At 31.6% G+C, this 17984-nt stretch carries 15 protein-coding genes; 2 read left to right on the forward strand and 13 right to left on the reverse strand.

From position 1 onward, the window contains the following. Positions 1-398 precede the first annotated feature (398 nt). The 5 genes from JL105_RS08665 to JL105_RS08685 all read right to left on the reverse strand — a co-directional run bounded on the left by JL105_RS08665 (position 399) and on the right by JL105_RS08685 (position 6107). Positions 399-1034, reverse strand: a complete 636-nt coding sequence (locus JL105_RS08665) for a peptidoglycan recognition protein family protein (RefSeq protein ID WP_132027469.1) — start codon at positions 1032-1034, stop codon at positions 399-401. A 299-nt stretch (positions 1035-1333) separates the two neighbouring features. Next, positions 1334-1582: a type I restriction endonuclease subunit R, EcoR124 family gene (locus tag JL105_RS08670; protein ID WP_158280010.1), complete on the reverse strand. Its 249-nt coding sequence runs from the start codon at positions 1580-1582 to the stop codon at positions 1334-1336. Between the two features lie 215 nt (positions 1583-1797). Beyond that, the gene (locus JL105_RS08675) at positions 1798-2757 is read right to left on the reverse strand and encodes a HaeIII family restriction endonuclease (protein WP_132027473.1); all 960 of its coding nucleotides are present in this window, start codon (positions 2755-2757) and stop codon (positions 1798-1800) included. A 5-nt stretch (positions 2758-2762) separates the two neighbouring features. Then, on the reverse strand, positions 2763-3755 hold the full coding sequence (locus JL105_RS08680; protein ID WP_202690492.1) for a DNA cytosine methyltransferase: 993 nt from the start codon (positions 3753-3755) through the stop codon (positions 2763-2765). Between the two features lie 315 nt (positions 3756-4070). Further along, positions 4071-6107 (reverse strand): methyl-accepting chemotaxis protein, encoded by a 2037-nt coding sequence (locus JL105_RS08685; RefSeq protein ID WP_132027475.1) that lies wholly within the window; start codon positions 6105-6107, stop codon positions 4071-4073. Between the two features lie 214 nt (positions 6108-6321). Between JL105_RS08685 and JL105_RS08690 the strand changes: the two genes are divergently transcribed. Then, complete coding sequence (locus JL105_RS08690) at positions 6322-7740, forward strand: aminopeptidase (protein ID WP_132027477.1); 1419 nt, start codon at positions 6322-6324, stop codon at positions 7738-7740. A gap of 53 nt (positions 7741-7793) precedes the next feature. Here JL105_RS08690 and JL105_RS08695 read toward each other — a convergent pair whose 3' ends face one another. The 8 genes from JL105_RS08695 to JL105_RS08730 all read right to left on the reverse strand — a co-directional run bounded on the left by JL105_RS08695 (position 7794) and on the right by JL105_RS08730 (position 17009). After that, positions 7794-8936 carry an amidohydrolase family protein gene (locus JL105_RS08695; protein WP_132027479.1) on the reverse strand — a complete coding sequence of 381 codons (1143 nt, stop codon included), beginning with the start codon at positions 8934-8936 and terminating at the stop codon, positions 7794-7796. Then, complete coding sequence (locus JL105_RS08700; RefSeq protein WP_132027481.1) at positions 8927-10078, reverse strand: amidohydrolase family protein; 1152 nt, start codon at positions 10076-10078, stop codon at positions 8927-8929. Before JL105_RS08700 ends, JL105_RS08695 begins: the two co-directional genes overlap by 10 nt. A 12-nt stretch (positions 10079-10090) precedes the next feature. Next, positions 10091-11479, reverse strand: a complete 1389-nt coding sequence (locus JL105_RS08705) for a M14 family zinc carboxypeptidase (RefSeq protein WP_132027483.1) — start codon at positions 11477-11479, stop codon at positions 10091-10093. 72 nt (positions 11480-11551) lie between these two features. Beyond that, positions 11552-13141, reverse strand: coding sequence for an ABC transporter substrate-binding protein (locus JL105_RS08710; RefSeq protein WP_132027485.1), 1590 nt, complete (start codon positions 13139-13141; stop codon positions 11552-11554). A gap of 73 nt (positions 13142-13214) precedes the next feature. Then, positions 13215-14201, reverse strand: coding sequence for an ABC transporter ATP-binding protein (locus tag JL105_RS08715; protein WP_132027487.1), 987 nt, complete (start codon positions 14199-14201; stop codon positions 13215-13217). Next, entirely contained in the window at positions 14201-15172 is a 972-nt protein-coding gene (locus tag JL105_RS08720; RefSeq protein WP_132027489.1) for an ABC transporter ATP-binding protein, read from the reverse strand. The genes JL105_RS08715 and JL105_RS08720 overlap by 1 nt, the downstream gene beginning before the upstream one ends. Positions 15173-15174: 2 nt before the next feature. Further along, positions 15175-16035 carry an ABC transporter permease gene (locus JL105_RS08725; RefSeq protein WP_132027491.1) on the reverse strand — a complete coding sequence of 287 codons (861 nt, stop codon included), beginning with the start codon at positions 16033-16035 and terminating at the stop codon, positions 15175-15177. 11 nt (positions 16036-16046) lie between these two features. Further along, entirely contained in the window at positions 16047-17009 is a 963-nt protein-coding gene (locus tag JL105_RS08730) for an ABC transporter permease (protein ID WP_132027493.1), read from the reverse strand. A 313-nt stretch (positions 17010-17322) separates the two neighbouring features. Between JL105_RS08730 and JL105_RS08735 the strand changes: the two genes are divergently transcribed. Next, positions 17323-17913 (forward strand): TetR/AcrR family transcriptional regulator, encoded by a 591-nt coding sequence (locus JL105_RS08735; RefSeq protein WP_132027495.1) that lies wholly within the window; start codon positions 17323-17325, stop codon positions 17911-17913. Positions 17914-17984 lie beyond the last annotated feature (71 nt).

The following is a 17984-nucleotide window of genomic DNA, read 5'->3' on the forward strand; positions in this document are numbered from 1 at the left end:
ATCCCTCAATTTTTTAAATATCCTCTTTATGGTAGATTCACTCCAAAAGGGAAACTCCTCTTGCCAATCTTTTATGGTGTTGTATGTCCAATATCTACCTTCATGAAAATTCCTATTACATTCCTTATTTTTTTCCAACCAATAGTGGATCTATCCCAATACCAATGCTTCATTTAATCCTATTATACATGCTAATTTTCTATCTAATACTAATGGATAAGAATCCTTTATTATGGTCATAATAAATCCCCTTCCAAAGATATATTTTGATGCTAATATAATATATTTTTATAAATTACAAAAATGCAGACTATCCCAAAGCCCCTTTAAAATCCAGAAAAGTTTCTAAAAATCTCAGGGGCTTTTAGAAAAACGTACAAAAGCTATAAAAATAATAATTATAATTTGTTGTTTTTTATATTCTCTATTTTATTTTTAAATCTATAAATAATAGTTATTACTTCTTCTCTTGTTGCAAAATCCTTAGGCCTTTTACCATCTATTATTCCTTCTTTAACTCCCCAATCCCAAGGAGTTTTAGCCCAAGTACTAGCATTCATTTTACTAAGTTCTAATGAAACATCTTTCTTGAATTTAGTCCAGCCTTCCCAATTATTGTAGTTAAATATTCTTGGACAATTTTTCCCTGACCAATCAAAATGTCTTCTCATTCTATCTATGTCCCAACCTTTTCTATAAAGGATATCAGATACCAATATTGCAGCATTTTTTAATGTTTTTTCTCTATTACCACTTTCACAAATTTCTATGCCTATGGATAAATTATTTCCTCTTTTATCCCCAGCATGGTATGCAATTTCATCTAGGGGAATAGCTTCTATTATTTCCTTTTCATCTACTGCTATATGCCAACTAGCAATTCTATTGTTAGAAGGATTTACCAACCAATCTCTTTCATTTTGAGCTGAAGATTTCTCATTGGCAGTGGAATGAATGGTGATGTATTTAGGATTTATTTTTATTCCTGGTCTTTTCCCTTCACTAAAGGGAATATGCTGAATTTTATAATTCATTTATTTCACCTCCCACTATATTAAATCCCTTTAGTTACAAAATGTTACTAATAAAAAATAAATTTAAATAGTAAATATTATTTTGCATAAAAAATCATCTCTTTTTTGTTTACCATTCAAAATTTCATCACTCAAATACTATCTAACTAATATGGTTGTAATAATGTAAAAATTTAACCCTACAAATTCTTTAAAAATAATAAATTATTAATACATCTTCTCGTTTCCTCTGATTTCAACCTTTCTTCTTCAACTATATTTCCTAATTCAATCTTTTTCTGAATGTTAACAAAAGTTCTTCAATCTCCTTCTACATCTGTATTGATATTTACTGTTTTTATAAATTCTTCGATAAGCTCTTTTTTATTTCTAAGTTGTATACTAGAACCAATAGCTTTCTTTAATGTCAACAAGAATACTCTTATCTTCGCAGTTAGACACTTACGATATTTTTCTACCATCATAAGTATATAATCTATATTTATTTCAATTTGTTTGACTAATTCTATTTCAAATACAATTAGGTGCCTTTTTTCTAATATTTTCAAATAACTCACTTGGAAGTATAAAAAAACCTTTTGTTGCTACTAAGTCATCTTTTGCCTATATAGCTTCTTCATCTAACATCTTAGCATAATTTAAAATCCTATACATCAACACTTCCTTGTAATTCATTAGCTATGCTCAAAATTATAGCCAAATTGCAGCAAAATAATAAAACTGTTGTCCGGATAAAGTAAACAACAGTTTATTAACATATATTTTATATTTCCCAAGATTCATGATGTGTATATAAGGAATGAGGTACTCCAACCAGTTGTACATCAAACTTAAGACTTGGCTCTATGCGAGAACTAGCATTATGAATTCTCATACTAATTGTCCAACCACCATCTGCAACAACTAAAATAGTATTTTTTGAATCGGGTTTAAAAGATATATCATAAAATCTTGATGGCATATTTAGTATCGGTAATTTTACTTGTGGACAAACTTTTCCAGCATTTTGATTTAATGTCCCATACATTGAAAATGCTTGAATTTTTGTAACTTTACGTCTATCTATCATTATTACCTTATAAAAATCATTTTTACCTAATAAATAGCTCAGTAATCTCTTTGGAATCTCATCTGGATTTTCTTCATCTAGTCTCTTTAATTCCTCTATAAATGCATTTAAAAGGGGGACATAAAATCTATCTTCTTTATCTTCTAATTCTCTCCAAAACATTCCCTTTTTTCTCATTTTTCGCAACTCCTCAAATAAGGGATTTATATTGTCAAAATACTCTTGAGAACAAGGAATATTAAACCATGATTCACCAAAATCTATAGTTGGACTTAAACGAGAATGTTTTACCGCTGAATGATTATGCTTACAACTTATACCTATTTCCCATTGATTTTGTTTTCTAATACATAATACATCTCTTACATCTCCTGCTATTCCAGCAGAATCCTCTTGTATTGTTAGAATCAGAGGTATATTATCTAATGGATTTTCTAATTGTGGTTCTAATCTAAGAATAACCTTTGCAGCAGCATTTGCTCCAAAAATTAATTTATGTTTTGCTTCTATATCTAAATTATCATAGAAATTTTTAGCAACACGATAAGAATTTGTATCTTCTATTTCAATACTCTGATTTTCTTTTAGTGTACTATAAAGAGAAAGTAAACATGCATACTCAAATGCCTTGCCTTGCTTAACTTGTTTAGCCATACCCTCTATACCACCTCCGTCAATAATTCTTTGTCTTGACAACCTAAACACTTACATAATGTTTTATATACTTCCTCTGCAACTACTTCTGCAAGCTTAACAGGTACAGCATTACCTATTTGTTTATATTTACTTGTTAAGTTTCCAACAAACTCCATACCTCTCGGAAATGTCTGAATAGCAGCTGCTTCTTGCCATGAAAAACGTCTCGTTACTCCATTATCACCAAACTTCCATAAATCTCTCCCTAACTTCTCCATGTCTGGACTGGATGGGTGTAGGGGAACTTGTTTTGCCATAGCAGGAATAGTATATGAAACTTCATCCCAATTTCTCTTTCTATTTCTGCTCATATAACGAGAACTATATGGTGCATCACAAATATCTTCTAGATTAGGCTCTGGCATATCTGCAAGTGCTTCCCTTAGCGTTACAATCTTTTCATGTTTTTTAGGAAAATTAAATTTAGTAATCCCTAAATCGTTTCGAAATCCTACAATGATAACTCTTTCTCGATTTTGTGGAACGCTATAATCTTTTGCATTCAACAATTTATAAAAAAGAGTATATCCTTTTTTATAAATATCGCTTATAATTGCCTCAAAAATTTTGCCATCACCCAAGGTTAGCATCCCTTTTACATTCTCTCCAACAAAAGCAAGAGGTTTCTTTTTATCCAAATATTTTACATAGTATTTATAGAGGGTATTTCGGCTATCATCAAGTTTTCGAGGACCTGCTAAACTGAAACCTTGACACGGCCATCCACCAAGCAAAATATCTCCTGCTGGAATAGTAGAAAAATCTATTTTTGAAATATCTCCACAAATTACTTTTGCATCACTCCAGAGACGATGTGTGGCACAAGCATCTTCATCTACATCATTTGCCCAAATAACTTTAAATCCTTGTCGTTCGAAACCCATATCAAGCCCACCTGCACCTGAAAAAAAAGAAACAGCAGTAAATTTTCTTTTATCTATATTTAAAACATTCATATATAGCCACTCCTTTTAAAGTATTATTATATCATACTTTATTTTAGTATAACATACCATTTTTCAAAAGGCCAGACAAACTTTCTGAAACTCCTAAATTCTACACATATTTCTAAAAACCTTCTAAAAACTTAAATTCAGTTCCCAAGAAACTTTGTATATTAAAAGATAAGAATAGTTTCTTCAATAACATTTTTTCTATTCCTACACATATTTTCCTATATTTTATTCTAAATATTTAATCTTACAATTTAAACTTTTGGAATTCAGGCACACAAAAACAGTCAAGGTTAAAACCTTGACTGTCTATAACAACTAATATTTAAATCTAGCTATACTTTCTTGCAATTCAGTAGCTAATTGTGCCAAAGATTCACTTGCATTTGCTATTTCTTCCATGGAAGCTGTTTGTTCTTCAACAGATGCTGAAGCTTCTTCTGTACCTGCAGCATTTTCTTCAGAAATAGCTGATAAATTTTGTATTACACTTATAATCTCATTTTTCTTTGCTTCCATTTCATTTCCTATTTCATAAACAGCTCTTATTAACTCTCTTTGCTTATCAATGGATACTGCAATTCCTTCAAATTTATCAGTAGTCATCTTTACACTTTCTGCTTGAGATTTAGTTATTTCATTAACTTTTTCCATAGTGCTTACAGAGTGCTCTGTTTTATCTATTAATTCCTTTATAACTTTAGCTATTTCTTCTGTAAATTTATTGGATTCTTCTGCTAGTTTCCTTATTTCTTCTGCTACAACTGCAAATCCTCTTCCAGATTCTCCTGCTCTAGCAGCTTCAATTGCTGCATTGAGAGCTAATAGATTAGTTTGTTCTGCTATATCTTTTATCATCGAACTAGCATTTTCTATTTTTTCTGAACTTTCACTAGTAGCTAAAATTATCTCTTGTACTGATTTAGCTGCCTTTCTATTTATCTCAGTCTTTTCTACTAAATCCTTTACAATTTCTAATCCTTCATTTTTCAGTACATTCATTTCTTCTGTTGCATTATTTAATGCTTCTATTTTTTCTCGATTTTCAGCTATTTGTTTTCCTAATTCTTCAATATCCATTGCTCCTTTTTCTGTATCTCTTGCTTGTTCATCTGCCCCTATTGCTATATCTTCTATAGCTTTAGCAATCTCCTCTGCTGCAACTGAAGATTGCTGACTAGTAGCTGTTAATTCTTCAGAGGATGCAGCTACTTGTTCTGATGAATTAGCTATATGTTTTACTAAATCAATTAAATTCTTCTGCATAGTTAACAAAGAATTAGCAATATCTCCTATTTCATCTTCTCTTTTACGATATTTCACTATAGCACTATCTTCTTCAATTTTTATGTCATAATTTGATATTTCCCCAATTTCTTTAGATAATTCTATTATAGGTTTGGAAATTGATTTTCCCATATATATAGAAAGTAATATTCCCAATACCATAAATATAACCGTTCCTATAATTACAACTCTTCTAAGATTATTTAAACCTGCTAACACATCACTTTCATAAGCTCCTACACCTATCATCCACCCAGTGCTAGGCATAGGTGCTAATCCTACATATCTCCTGGAACCTTGAAGTTCATAATTTATCACACCTTTATTTCCTATTCCTATTTTTTGTACTGCTAATCCAAGAGTTTTAAATTTCCCACCATCTTTAATATCTTTTAGTGCGTTTTCTCGGTTCATTACAATTTCTCTATCAGGATGAGCATAAATAGTTCCATCTTTTCCTAATATAAATGCATAACCATTTTTACCAAATCCCATTTTATCTGTAATATCACACAATGCTGTAGCATCTCTTCTTCCAGCTAAAACACCTACAATCTCATTTCCCTTTTTAATTGGTACTGCAAACATAACAACTGGTTTTTTATCTATTCTACTAATAATTACATTGGAAACATTTGCTTCCCCTTCAAATGCTTTTATTATATATTCCATGTCTCCTAAACCAGTTTTCTCTCCACTTAATATGTACTCTGCCATTCCACTTTTAGATACTATTGCCATATCCAAATACCCTAATCTTTCAATATCTGAACTTAAAGAAGCACATTGAGCTTCCCAATCCATTGATTTTACTTCTTTTCTGTTAGTTAATTCTTGCAGAATACCTAATTCTTTATCTATGACTGATTCAACATAGGAAACACCCTCTTCTGCAAATTGCAATAGTGCTTTTTCTACTTCTCCTATCACAGCTTTCGAACTAAGTTTTAATCCTAATCCACCTATCCCAATTGAAACTATTAGTACTAAAATTGCTATTAATAATGTAATCTTTTTTGATAAATTAAATACTACCTTTTTTTCTCTCTTTTTATCATTTTTTTTCATATCAATTATCACTCCTTATATTATAAAAATTACGAAAATTATTTCTAAAAAACTATTTGAATTTCAACACATACATATTGATTATAGCACTGGATTTTGCAAGACTCAACATGTTTAGACAAAATATGGCATGTTGGAAAATTCTTGACACTACCCTTGCATAGATGTATTATGATATTAAATGGCTATTATATAATATATAGGAGGGATAAGTATGGCAAAAGGAAAAGAACTTCAAAAAAACTTAACCCATAAGTGGGAAAATGTATGGGAAGTATTGGAAGAAGATGAACAAAAAAAGGTATTTGAAGTAGGTGAAGGTTATAAGGAGTTTTTAGATAAGGGAAAAACAGAAAGAGAAGCAGCAAAGGAAATAATAAGAATTGCTGAACAAAATGGTTACATATCCATAGATGAAGTAATAGATAAAAAAATCAAACCTACTCCTGGTATGAAAATATATGCTAATAATAAGGGCAAATCCATTGCTCTATTTGTAATAGGTAAAGAAAAATTTGAAAAAGGGATGCATATAGTTGGCTCCCATATAGATGCTCCTAGATTAGACTTAAAACAATTTCCTCTTTATGAGGATTCTGGACTTGCTTTATGTAAAACTCACTACTATGGTGGAATTAAAAAATACCAATGGGTTACACTTCCTCTAGCACTACATGGAGTTATTATAAGGGAAGATGGAGAAAAAATTGATATAAATATTGGGGAAGATGAAAAGGATCCTGTGTTTTTCATAACAGACTTGCTACCTCATTTAGCTAAAGATCAAATGCAAAAGAAAATGGATGAGGGTATTACAGGAGAAGGACTAAATCTTTTAGTGGGAAGTATCCCTTATAAAGATGAAGAAATAGATGAGAAAGTAAAATTAAATGTACTAAATATATTACATGAAAAATATGGAATAAAAGAAGAAGACTTTACCTCTGCTGAATTAGAAGTAGTTCCTGCAGGTAAGGCAAAGGATGTAGGTATAGATAGAAGTATGGTAGGAGCATATGGTCAAGACGATAGAGCATGTGCATATACTTCCCTTAGGGCTATATTAGATGTGGAAAATCCAAATAAAACTGCTGCAGCATTGTTTGTTGATAAAGAAGAAATAGGCAGTGTAGGAAATACTGGTATGGAATCTAGATTTTTTGAAAATGTAGTTTCAGAATTAATAGCCCTTACAGAGGATAATTATTCTGAACTTATTGTAAAAAGAGCACTGGCAAATTCTTGGGTACTTTCAGCAGATACATTTGGTGGATTTGATCCTAATTATCCTGATGTATTAGATAAATTAAATTCTCCATATATAGGCAAAGGAGTTACTTTAGTTAAATATACTGGAGCTCGAGGAAAATCTGGAAGCAATGATGCTAATTCTGAATATTTATTTAAGATAAGAAGTATATTTAATGAAAACGATGTAGTATGGCAAATGGGAGAACTAGGTAAGGTAGATCAAGGCGGTGGAGGAACTATAGCTTATATTCTTGCAAATTATGGAATGGAAGTGGTAGACTGTGGAGTTCCTTTACTAAGTGTTCATGCTCCTTTTGAAATCTCCAGCAAAGCAGATATATATATGACATATAAAGGATATAATGCCTTTTATAATGCATAAAGATAAAACCAGAGGCGGGGAAATCTTCCTCTGGTTTTTCCTATAATATATATTTAATTGTTATTGTAGATTACTTGTCCATTTATTATGGTATATTTTACAGTAGCATTTGTATCTAATGCAGGAATCCCATCAAATATGACTAAATCTGCATCTTTCCCTTTTTCTATTGAACCTACTCTATCATCTATGCCTAGTATTTTAGCTGGATTTATAGTGAGCATATTGATTACTCTTTCAATATCTCCACCAAATCTAACTACTTCTCCAGCTTGAATTATAATTACATCAGGTTTAAGTATAGGTCCATCGGTCATTATTGCACAAGGGACTCCTTTTTTGTCTAACTCTATAAGGCTAAATATATCTATTTTCCCACATTCTCCTGGAAGCAATAATACTCCTATAGGTCCATAGATTACTCCTTTTAAATTTTTAGAACCTATTATATCATCATAAAAATCACTTGCTCCCCAAGCATGGTCCAATGTAAAGTATATGTCAAATTCTTCAGCAATTTTAATGGTAGTTAACATATCAAATTGTTCACAGTGAACCTTTAATGGTATTTCCTTTCTTAAAACTTTACATACATTTTCCAATCCTATATCAAAGGGTACATCTTTACCTGCTTCTTTTTTAGCCATATATTCCTTTGCTTTCATAAAAGTATCTCTTAGTACATGGGCAATACCCATTCTAGTCATGGGCATTTCATTTTTCTGACCATATACTCCCTTAGGATTGCCTCCAAGGGCTGCCTTAAGAGCCACTGGATTTTTTATGCACATATCTTCTATACTATTTCCATGGGATTTTACTGCACATACCATACCACCAATTACATTTCCACTTCCTGGAGCTATTGCAGAAGTAGTAATCCCTCCTTTAATAGCTCTTTCAAACATAGGGGATTGGGTGTCTATTGAATATATGGATTCTACTTCAGGGGTAGCATTTTTAGTCATTTCATTTAAATCTTGTTCTTCCATATCTGCTCCAAAACCACTTATATGGCTATGAGCATCTACTATTCCAGGAATCACAACCAAACCTTCTCCATCTATTACTTCACATTCAGGTAATTCTAAGGATTCTCCCACATCTACTATTTTCCCATGTTCTATTAGTATATCTCCTCTATCTATTACCCCATTGGCTGAAGTAAATATTTTTGCATTTTTAATTACCAGCATGAGTCAACCCTCCTAGCACTTAAGATATTTTCTCCATTGATAAAAGTGGCTTCTACCTTGGCAGCATAGGTTTCTATTGGATTATTACTCCATATTACTATATCTGCATCCTTATCTACTTCTATAGAGCCTACTTTATCATCTATTCCAAGTATTTTAGCTGGAATAGATGTTATCATCTTTAATACTTGTTCACTGTCAATGCCATTTTTATAGCATAGTATAGCATTCCACAGTAAGGATTCCTTTCCAGAAGACATATTATCTCCACAGGAACTAATGGCAATATCTATTCCATCATTAATCAATTTTTTAATACCTTCAAAATCCACATTACTATTGGGAGCAGCCATACCATTAGCTAAATCTCCTAAAATTATACTGTATTCATTAGCCATAATACTTCCCGTATTTTCCCCTACACCAAAGGCTCCTGTGAAAACAACTTCTACTGGGAATCCCCTTAATGCCATTTCTACAGCATCCATTTCAGCCTTGGTATTGCAATTAACAAATAGAGGAACTTTTCCATTTATTACATCTTGTAATGCTTCACATTTAGCATCATAATCCTTGTCCTTTTTTTCATTATATTCCATAGCTTTAAACAAAGCCTCTTTTAATAATGAAACAGCTCCCATTTTAGTCATTGGGCATAAATTTCTTTTTCCATATACATTTTTAGTTGCCTTAGATATGGAGCTTGCCATTCCAATTTTTTCTTTAATCAACATCTCATAGGGATGAGTTCCATAGGTTTTAAATGCTCCTATATAGCCTCCTAATACATTAGATGTGGAAGGGGTTATTCCTGCACTAGTTATTCCATATTCAAAAACCCTTTGAAACATCATACTATCCTGATCAAAAGAATAGATCACATTCATTTCAGGGACAATTGGATTAGAATGTTCATCTAAATCATTGTCCTTCCAACCAGGACCTACACAGCCCCATACATTGAGGGATTCAATAAATCCAGGAAATACTACTTTCCCCTTAGCATCAAATACTTCCCCATCTTCTGAAATCTCTATGTTTTTACCTATATCTTTAATAATATTTCCATCAATCAATATATCTGTATCTTCCAATTTATTACCTTTACCATCATAAACTTTTCCGCCTTTAATAAGAATCATAAAATTTGCCTCCTAATTATTATTTAAATAATCAGCCATAATCAAGCCACATTCCAATTGAATACTTATAAGTTTTTTAATAGGTATTACTTCATAGTCAATCTTTTCTTCTAATACTTCACTTAATGCTTTTAATTTTTCTAAAGAAATGTTATAAGCTTCTTTTAGTGCTTTCTTTTTATCAGGATTATGTTCATTATTTTGTTCCATTTTTTCCAATTCCAATTCGTTAGCCCTTACTAATAAGCCTAGGGATAGCATCTTGTAAAATTTAGATATCAATAGATTGTCAAATTTCTCTGCCACAGTGGCCTTTTTGGCAAAATCCGGATTGGTTTCTACCATTTTTCTAGTAGCTTCATTACTATCATCATTATTTGTAAATGCTTCTAAGGATAATCTGAATGGATTATCTTTAGCCATATAATCTATAGTTTTATTTAATGTATTTTTAATAAATCCATCTGTTTTTTCACTAAATTCTAAATTCATCAAAACTGCATCTTTTCTTGTCATATCTGATTCAGATAAATCAGCAATTCTTTTATCATAAAAATAGGGTAGTTCAGTTAAAAGGGTAAATGCATTACAAACTTTTTTAGCATAGTCAGAACTACAAGTGCCAACTCTAATTACTTCTTGAGGATTTTCAACTCCATATTTTTCTAAATAATCATAGTTTTGTTGAATGCCTAAATCTTGATATATTGCATCATCATAAGCTACACAATAAGGTGCCTCTGGTTCTCCTAAATTAAGGGGTACACCTTGTTTTCTAGCAGCATTTCTTAAATCTTCATAAATCTCCTTGGTTTCTCTAGATATATACCAATAGACTCCACCAAATCCTGCATTATGCAGGGAATAAATAAACTTTGGTTTTATTTTATCTATTAAATTCATCATGGCTTTTGTTTCAGGTATTGTGTCATGGAAATGTAGTTTTTTATAATCTATTGGGAATGTCCAGTCAACTTGTTGATGTCCTGCAGGTCTAAAGAAATTTCTAGCATAATTGTATAGGGTGAATGGTCCTTTAAACCAATTTTCATTTAATTTTGTACCATCTGCATCCCAGGATTTGACTATATACCAAGTATAGTCCAATTCCTTCCTCAATTCTTCATTTTGGGCAAGTTCCCTTGAAAAATATTCTAACATCATTGCCCCTATAGGTTCATTGGGATGGGGACAGCCAAACATAAGTGCATTATTGAAGCCATTACCAATTTTTAAGCAATATAGGGGATGATTATCTCTAGTTCTACCCATTTCAAATAATTCTACTACATCAGGAAATTCTTCAGCTAGTTTTTTACTGCTTAAATCCATTTCCTCCACAGTTAAAAATTCTTTGTAATCAGGTACTTTATCTATTACATGTTCAAATACTTCTTTCATTTAGTAAGCCTCCTTCACATCTTAGCTAATCACACATATGTATATGTGTGATTAGCTTTATAAGTTAATATATTACTTTATATCAGTAAATGTATATTCTGACCAACCCCATTTGCCTTCTCCATCTATAGGCAAATTGATAAATTTATCGTTGTTTGCATCATAAGCAGCGTATGTTACTATAGGTATATAGGGTAGGTCTTCAGCTAATATTGCTTGGGCTTCTTTATAGTATTTTGCTCTTTCTTCTTGAACTCCAGTGGCTACACCTTTGGTACATAATTCATCAAATTTTTTGTTGCTATAGTTGCCAACATTGCTATATTCACCTGTACCTAGTCGTTTGTAAAGAGCAGCTGGATCTGGTCCCATAAAGCCTCCTTGTAATTCAATCATGAAATCCCTTTGTATTGTAACTTTTTCATTCCAAGCATTAAATTCATGAACTTGTACTATTAATTCTATTCCAGCTTTAGCTAAAGTTGCTTCCATTAATTTAGCGGCATCTGGATAACCACCATCTTCAAATACATCTATGGTAAGTCCTCTTACATAGTAACCATCTTTATCCTTTTTGTATCCTGCATCTTCTAATATTTTTATTGCTTCCTCTATATTAAATTTAGGAGCAGTTTGTTCACTATTGGTAGCCCATTCCATTATGGATGGATACATATTATATTCTGGCTTTTGTATTCCGTTGAAAACCTTTTGGGATATTTCTTCTCTATCTATAGCAGTAGCAATAGCTCTTCTTACATTTATATCTTGCAATATTTCTTCATTTAAATTGAATATGATTCTCATTGGAGAAGGATATTCATTTAATACAAGTCTAATATAGTCACTAGCTTCTAACTCATCTACACTAGCTGCAGGTATGCCTTCATATACATCTATATCTCCATTGAGCAATGCTTCAACTGCAGTTGTATCATCAGGAATTATTGAATATATTATTTTATCCAATTTTGGTGCACCTTCATGGTAGTCTGGATTGGCAACCAATGTGATGCTTTCTCCTTGATTGAATTCTTTAAATTTAAATGGTCCAGAACCTATAGGCTCTTTGGAAGCTGGATTTTCTTCCCAAGATTGACCATTGTCAAATACGTGTTTTGGAAGGATGAAAGTTCCATACCAACCTAAGTCAGCAATGAAGGAAACATCTGATTCGTTCATATTAAATACTACAGTGTAATCATCTGGTGTTTCAATGGAATTTACAATTCCTAGTCTAGAGCTCATATAATAGTTTTCATTTTCCTTTATAGTATCGAAAGTATATTTTACGTCTTCACTAGTTACCTTTTCTCCATCATGCCATTTCGCATCATCTCTTAAATGAAATGTAACAGTTTTTCCATCTTCACTTACTTCCCATTCAGTTGCTAAGTCTGGAATTATTTGTTTGCTTGCATCTAATTTAACTAATCTATTGAATATATTTTGTACTATAGGATAAGCATAGTCATCAGGTATAGAGTCTGGATTAAATGTCATTGGATCCCCAGTAGCTCTTACCACTATTACTTTTTCTCCTTCAATATTGCCCTCTGTAGCTTTGTTTTCAGACTCATTATTGCTTTCATTGCCACAACCTACTAATAATGTTACAATTAGAACAAAAATCAAACTTATTGATAACAGCTTTTTTTTCATTATTTTACCCTCCTGATATATTATCGTAGTGCTTATTAAATTAAATATTTTTTATAGCTTTACTATACTTCTTTTATCCTAATCTACTACAAGCCACCAAATGACCATTACCAACATCACAAGTATCAGGATATTTCCTTAGACATTCCTCTACTCTTTTTGGGCATCTTGGTGCAAAATAACATCCAGGTCCTGGATTAATAGGTGTAGATGGTTCTCCTTCAATATTTATCTTCTCTACTAGCTCATCAGGATCTATGGAAGCACAATTGGAAATTAATGCTTGAGTATAGGGATGTTGTGGATTTTTTATTATTTCATCACTATCTCCATATTCTACAATCCTTCCTAAATACATAACAGCTACTCGATTGGATATATATCTTGTCAGCGCTATATCGTGGCTAATAAATATGATGGATGCGTCTTTTTCTCTGCTTAGCTGCAAAAGCATATTTATTATATCTGCTCTTACAGATACATCTAGCATGGATACAGGTTCATCTGCTATTATAAATTTAGGATTAACTGACATAGCTCGTAGTATAGAAATACGTTGCAATTGACCACCTGATAGCTCGTGAGGATATCTTTGCATAATATCCTCTGCAGGGTGAAGTCCACCAAATTCCAATGCCTCTAGACAAATTTTCCTCCTTTCTTCAGCAGAATTGCCTATAGAGTGAATGTTTAAAGGTCTAGTTAAAATCTTCTCTATGGTATCCCTTGGTGTAAAGGAATCATAGGGGTTTTGGAATATGATTTGTACCAATCGCCTGAAGCTTTTAGCATCTTGTTTGATTAGTTTACTGCTGGATATATTGTCTATATATACATCTCCTGCTGTAGGTTCTTCTAATCTAACTAGTATTCTGCCTAGTGTGGATTTTCCACATCCAGATTCACCGATTACTCCTAATATTTCACCTTTTTCTATTTCTAGTGAAACTCCATCTACTGCTTTAACGTATTGTTTTTCTTCTTTTTTTAAACCAAATCCAGTTTTTACAGGATACCATTTGGATACATTATCTACTTTTATATAAGAGTTGTTTTTCATTATTTATTTTCACCTCCATATAGGTGACAGCATATAGTTCTTCCATCTTCCATTTTGATTTTTTCAGGTTTTTTATTATAGCAAATATCTATAGCGTTAGAACATCTTGGAGCAAATATACATCCTTTTACCCGTTTAGATAAGTCTGGCAAAAATCCAGATATTGATTTTATCTTCTCTCTATCTCCTTTGAGGGATGGAAAAGATGATACTAATCCTTTTGTATAGGGGTGCAGTGGATTTTTTAATACATTCTTTACATATCCTAGCTCCATTAGCTCCCCTGCGTACACGATTGCTACTTTGTTGCAAGATGTAGCTACTACAGACATATCGTGGGTGATCATAATTCTAGTCATATCAAGTTCTTCTTCCATTCTAGATATTTCATCTAGTATTTGTCCTTGAGTGACTACATCTAATGCAGTGGTTGCTTCATCCATTATTAAAAGCTTTGGATCATGAATTAAGCTTATTGCAATGGATACTCTTTGAAGCATACCTCCAGATAATTCATGGGGGTATAGATTATATACTCTATTAGATAGATTTACTAAATCTAATAGGTAAAAAAATCTATCCTTTATTTCTTCTTTAGTAGCATTAGGCTTATGAATACGGTATATATCTTCAATATGAGTTCCTATCTTATGAACGGGAGATAGGGAATTCATGGATTTTTGAAATATTACAGATAATTCTTTCCATCTGATTTTTTTCATCTCTTCTTCCGATAATTTGGTTAAATCCACTCCAGAAAAATTAGCAGTTCCTGAAATTTGGGCTCCATCTTCAGGAAGTAACCTTAATACTCCCATGGCTAAGGTGGATTTACCAGAACCAGATTCTCCTACAATACCTAGGGAGTCCCCTTTATATATTTCAAAGTCAACATTTTTCACTGCATATACCTTTTTGTATTTGTTTATATATGTTACACTGAAATCTTTTAAATCTAAAATAGGTTCCATTTTTATTCACCCCTCTGATTAATATGTTTAGGGTTAAGTGTATAGTTGATCCCGTCTCCTAATAGATAAAATATCGTTACTGTAAGAACTATGGCTAAACCTGCAAAGGTAGTTATCCACCATGCACTAGTAATATATGGTTTACCTTCATATATCATATGTCCCCAGCTAATTGCATTTGGATCTCCTAGCCCTAAAAAGCTAAGGCTGGCTTCTGTTAGTATAGCATTGGACATTCCCATAGTGGTGTTTGCTATTACAGGGAATATTCCATTAGGAATTATATATTTAAATAATATTTGTCTATCTGTCTCTCCCATGGCAACTGCTGCTTTGACAAAAGTTCTTTCCCTTAAGGATAAAGCTTGGGCTCTCATTAGTTTTGCATTAGATGGCCAAGTTGTAATCCCAATTACTATCATTACATTGGGAAGGGTGTTCCCAAAAAGTGCAATTATAAGGAGGATTAGAAAAAAAGTAGGGAGCATCATAAATATATTTATTATTTCCGAAACAACTTGATCTACTTTACCTCCAAAATAACCAGCAGCTCCACCAATTAAAATTCCTAATAATCCAGAAATTAATGCAGAAATGAGGGCTACTTTAAGAGAGGTCCTTGTGCCATATATAAGCATACTGAAAATATCCTGTCCCATTTTATTGGTTCCAAGCAAATGCCCATTTTCTCCTAATCCATTTAATATATCCGGTCCAAAATTATATGGATTTTCTGGTGCAATTAAAGGTGCAAATATTACTATGAACAGCAATAATATAGTGCCATATATTCCAAATCTTAATTGTCTACTGTCTAAAAACGCATGCTTAAATCTATTAAAACCTTTTTTTACATTTGTCATATTAACCCTCCTTAGTATCTAATCCTAGGATCCAGCATTGCATATACAATATCAACTATAATCATCACAATTGCAATTGAAATTGACATTATAAGATACATGCCCATCAAGGTTGGATAATCCCTTTGATTAATAGCTGTTAGTACTAATCTACCAGTGCCAGGCCATGCAAATACAATTTCTATTAATGCAACACCTGTTATTAAATAGGCCATGGATATTCCAAATATTGTAATGGTAGGTAGTATTGCATTTTTAAAAATATATTTATTGAACATTTTTTTCTCATCCATACCTGCAGCCTTTAAGGTTAAAATGAAATCCTCATTGGTTACTTGCAATACAGAAGATTTTGCTATTCTAAAATATGCTGGAATTTCCACTAGTATTAATGTACCTACAGGAAGTATCATATGCTTAATGACATCCATAACATAGGCTTTACCTGTAAGAGATGCTCTCGGATTTGTCATTCCATAGGTTGGAAGTATTTTTAATTTAGAGGAAAAAATAATGATAAGCATCAGTCCAAGCCAAAATGAAGGCATGGAATTTAATATATAGGAAAAACCTGAAAAAATAGTATCTATTATGGTACCTTCTTTTCTAGCTGCAACAATTCCCATAGTCGTACCTATGATTAGAGATAATATTCCCGCAGTTAAAACTAGTAAAATAGTTGCAGGAAGTTTTTCTGCAATCATTTTTGATACAGGCTTGTTATATATAATGGAAGTACCCAAATCTCCTTTCATAGCAGTCTTTAAATAATTTACATATTGAACAGGTAATGGCTTATCCAGTCCATATTTCTTTTCTAAGGCAGCTCTTAATTGCTGATCATCTGTTTCTTTACCCATTAGAGTTTTTATAGGATCTCCTGGGGCTAGATTAATTATTATAAAATTTAGGGTAAAAGCTATTATGATGGTAAAAATACCAGCTACTACTCTTTTGCCTATATATTTGCTCATTCTATCACTCCTATGATTAATATTTTTTAAGTTCTATTTTTAGTTTTCAATTTACTAGATAAAATAATTCAACTTTCACCTTTGTTTCGTATGATAATTTAGTTTCAATTTATTCCAATTTAACGCTTTAGTGTAATGGGGGAACGCGTTCATTAATTACTTATTATCTGTAATATTACCATAGTAAAATATGAATGTCAATAATTTTTTTGTATTTCCAAAAATATCATCTATTCAGTCAAATTGTAATTTAATAAAACATTCTGTATAATGTAAGATGTAGTAAATAAATTTAATCGAAAGAGGAGGTAATATGCCAAAACAACGTTTTTTTAACTTGCCTGATTCTAAAAAAGAAAAGATAATAGATACTGCTTATGACATGTTTATAGAGATGGATTATGAAGATGTGACTATCAGAGCCTTAGCCAAGGCATTTGATATTTCTATAGGTAGCTTTTATCAGTATTTTCATGATAAAGATGATTTATATCTATATTTAATGAGTACCATTGAGAAAAAAATATATGCTGCTCATGAACAAAAATATGGCTATTTCCTTATGGATCCTAATGTAATTCCGATAGAAGATATATGTACACAAAAAGAAATAGAATTCAACCGAACTTGGTATAGAGCACCAGTTGAAGTAATGATGAAATTTTATTTTAATGAATATAGCAAAGATTTAAATAGTAATGTAATGAAAGAATTAATAGAACTTAAAAATTCTGGGAAACTAAAAGATTCAGTAGACATAGATTTTATTTTTCATATTTATGCTACTTCCATGTTTAATATTTTAATGTATTTTAGGGAAAATAACATAACTGATGAAAACCAAAAAATAGATTTAAAAACAAAGTTCTATACAGATTGGTTTTTAAGAGGAATATTAAAATAATAAAATCGGATAAATCAGCTAATAAAATTTTCGTATGTTGCTATTTCATAGCTTACATTCTAACTTCAAGA

This window comes from Keratinibaculum paraultunense, from assembly GCF_016767175.1.
Classification (GTDB): domain Bacteria; phylum Bacillota; class Clostridia; order Tissierellales; family Tepidimicrobiaceae; genus Keratinibaculum; species Keratinibaculum paraultunense.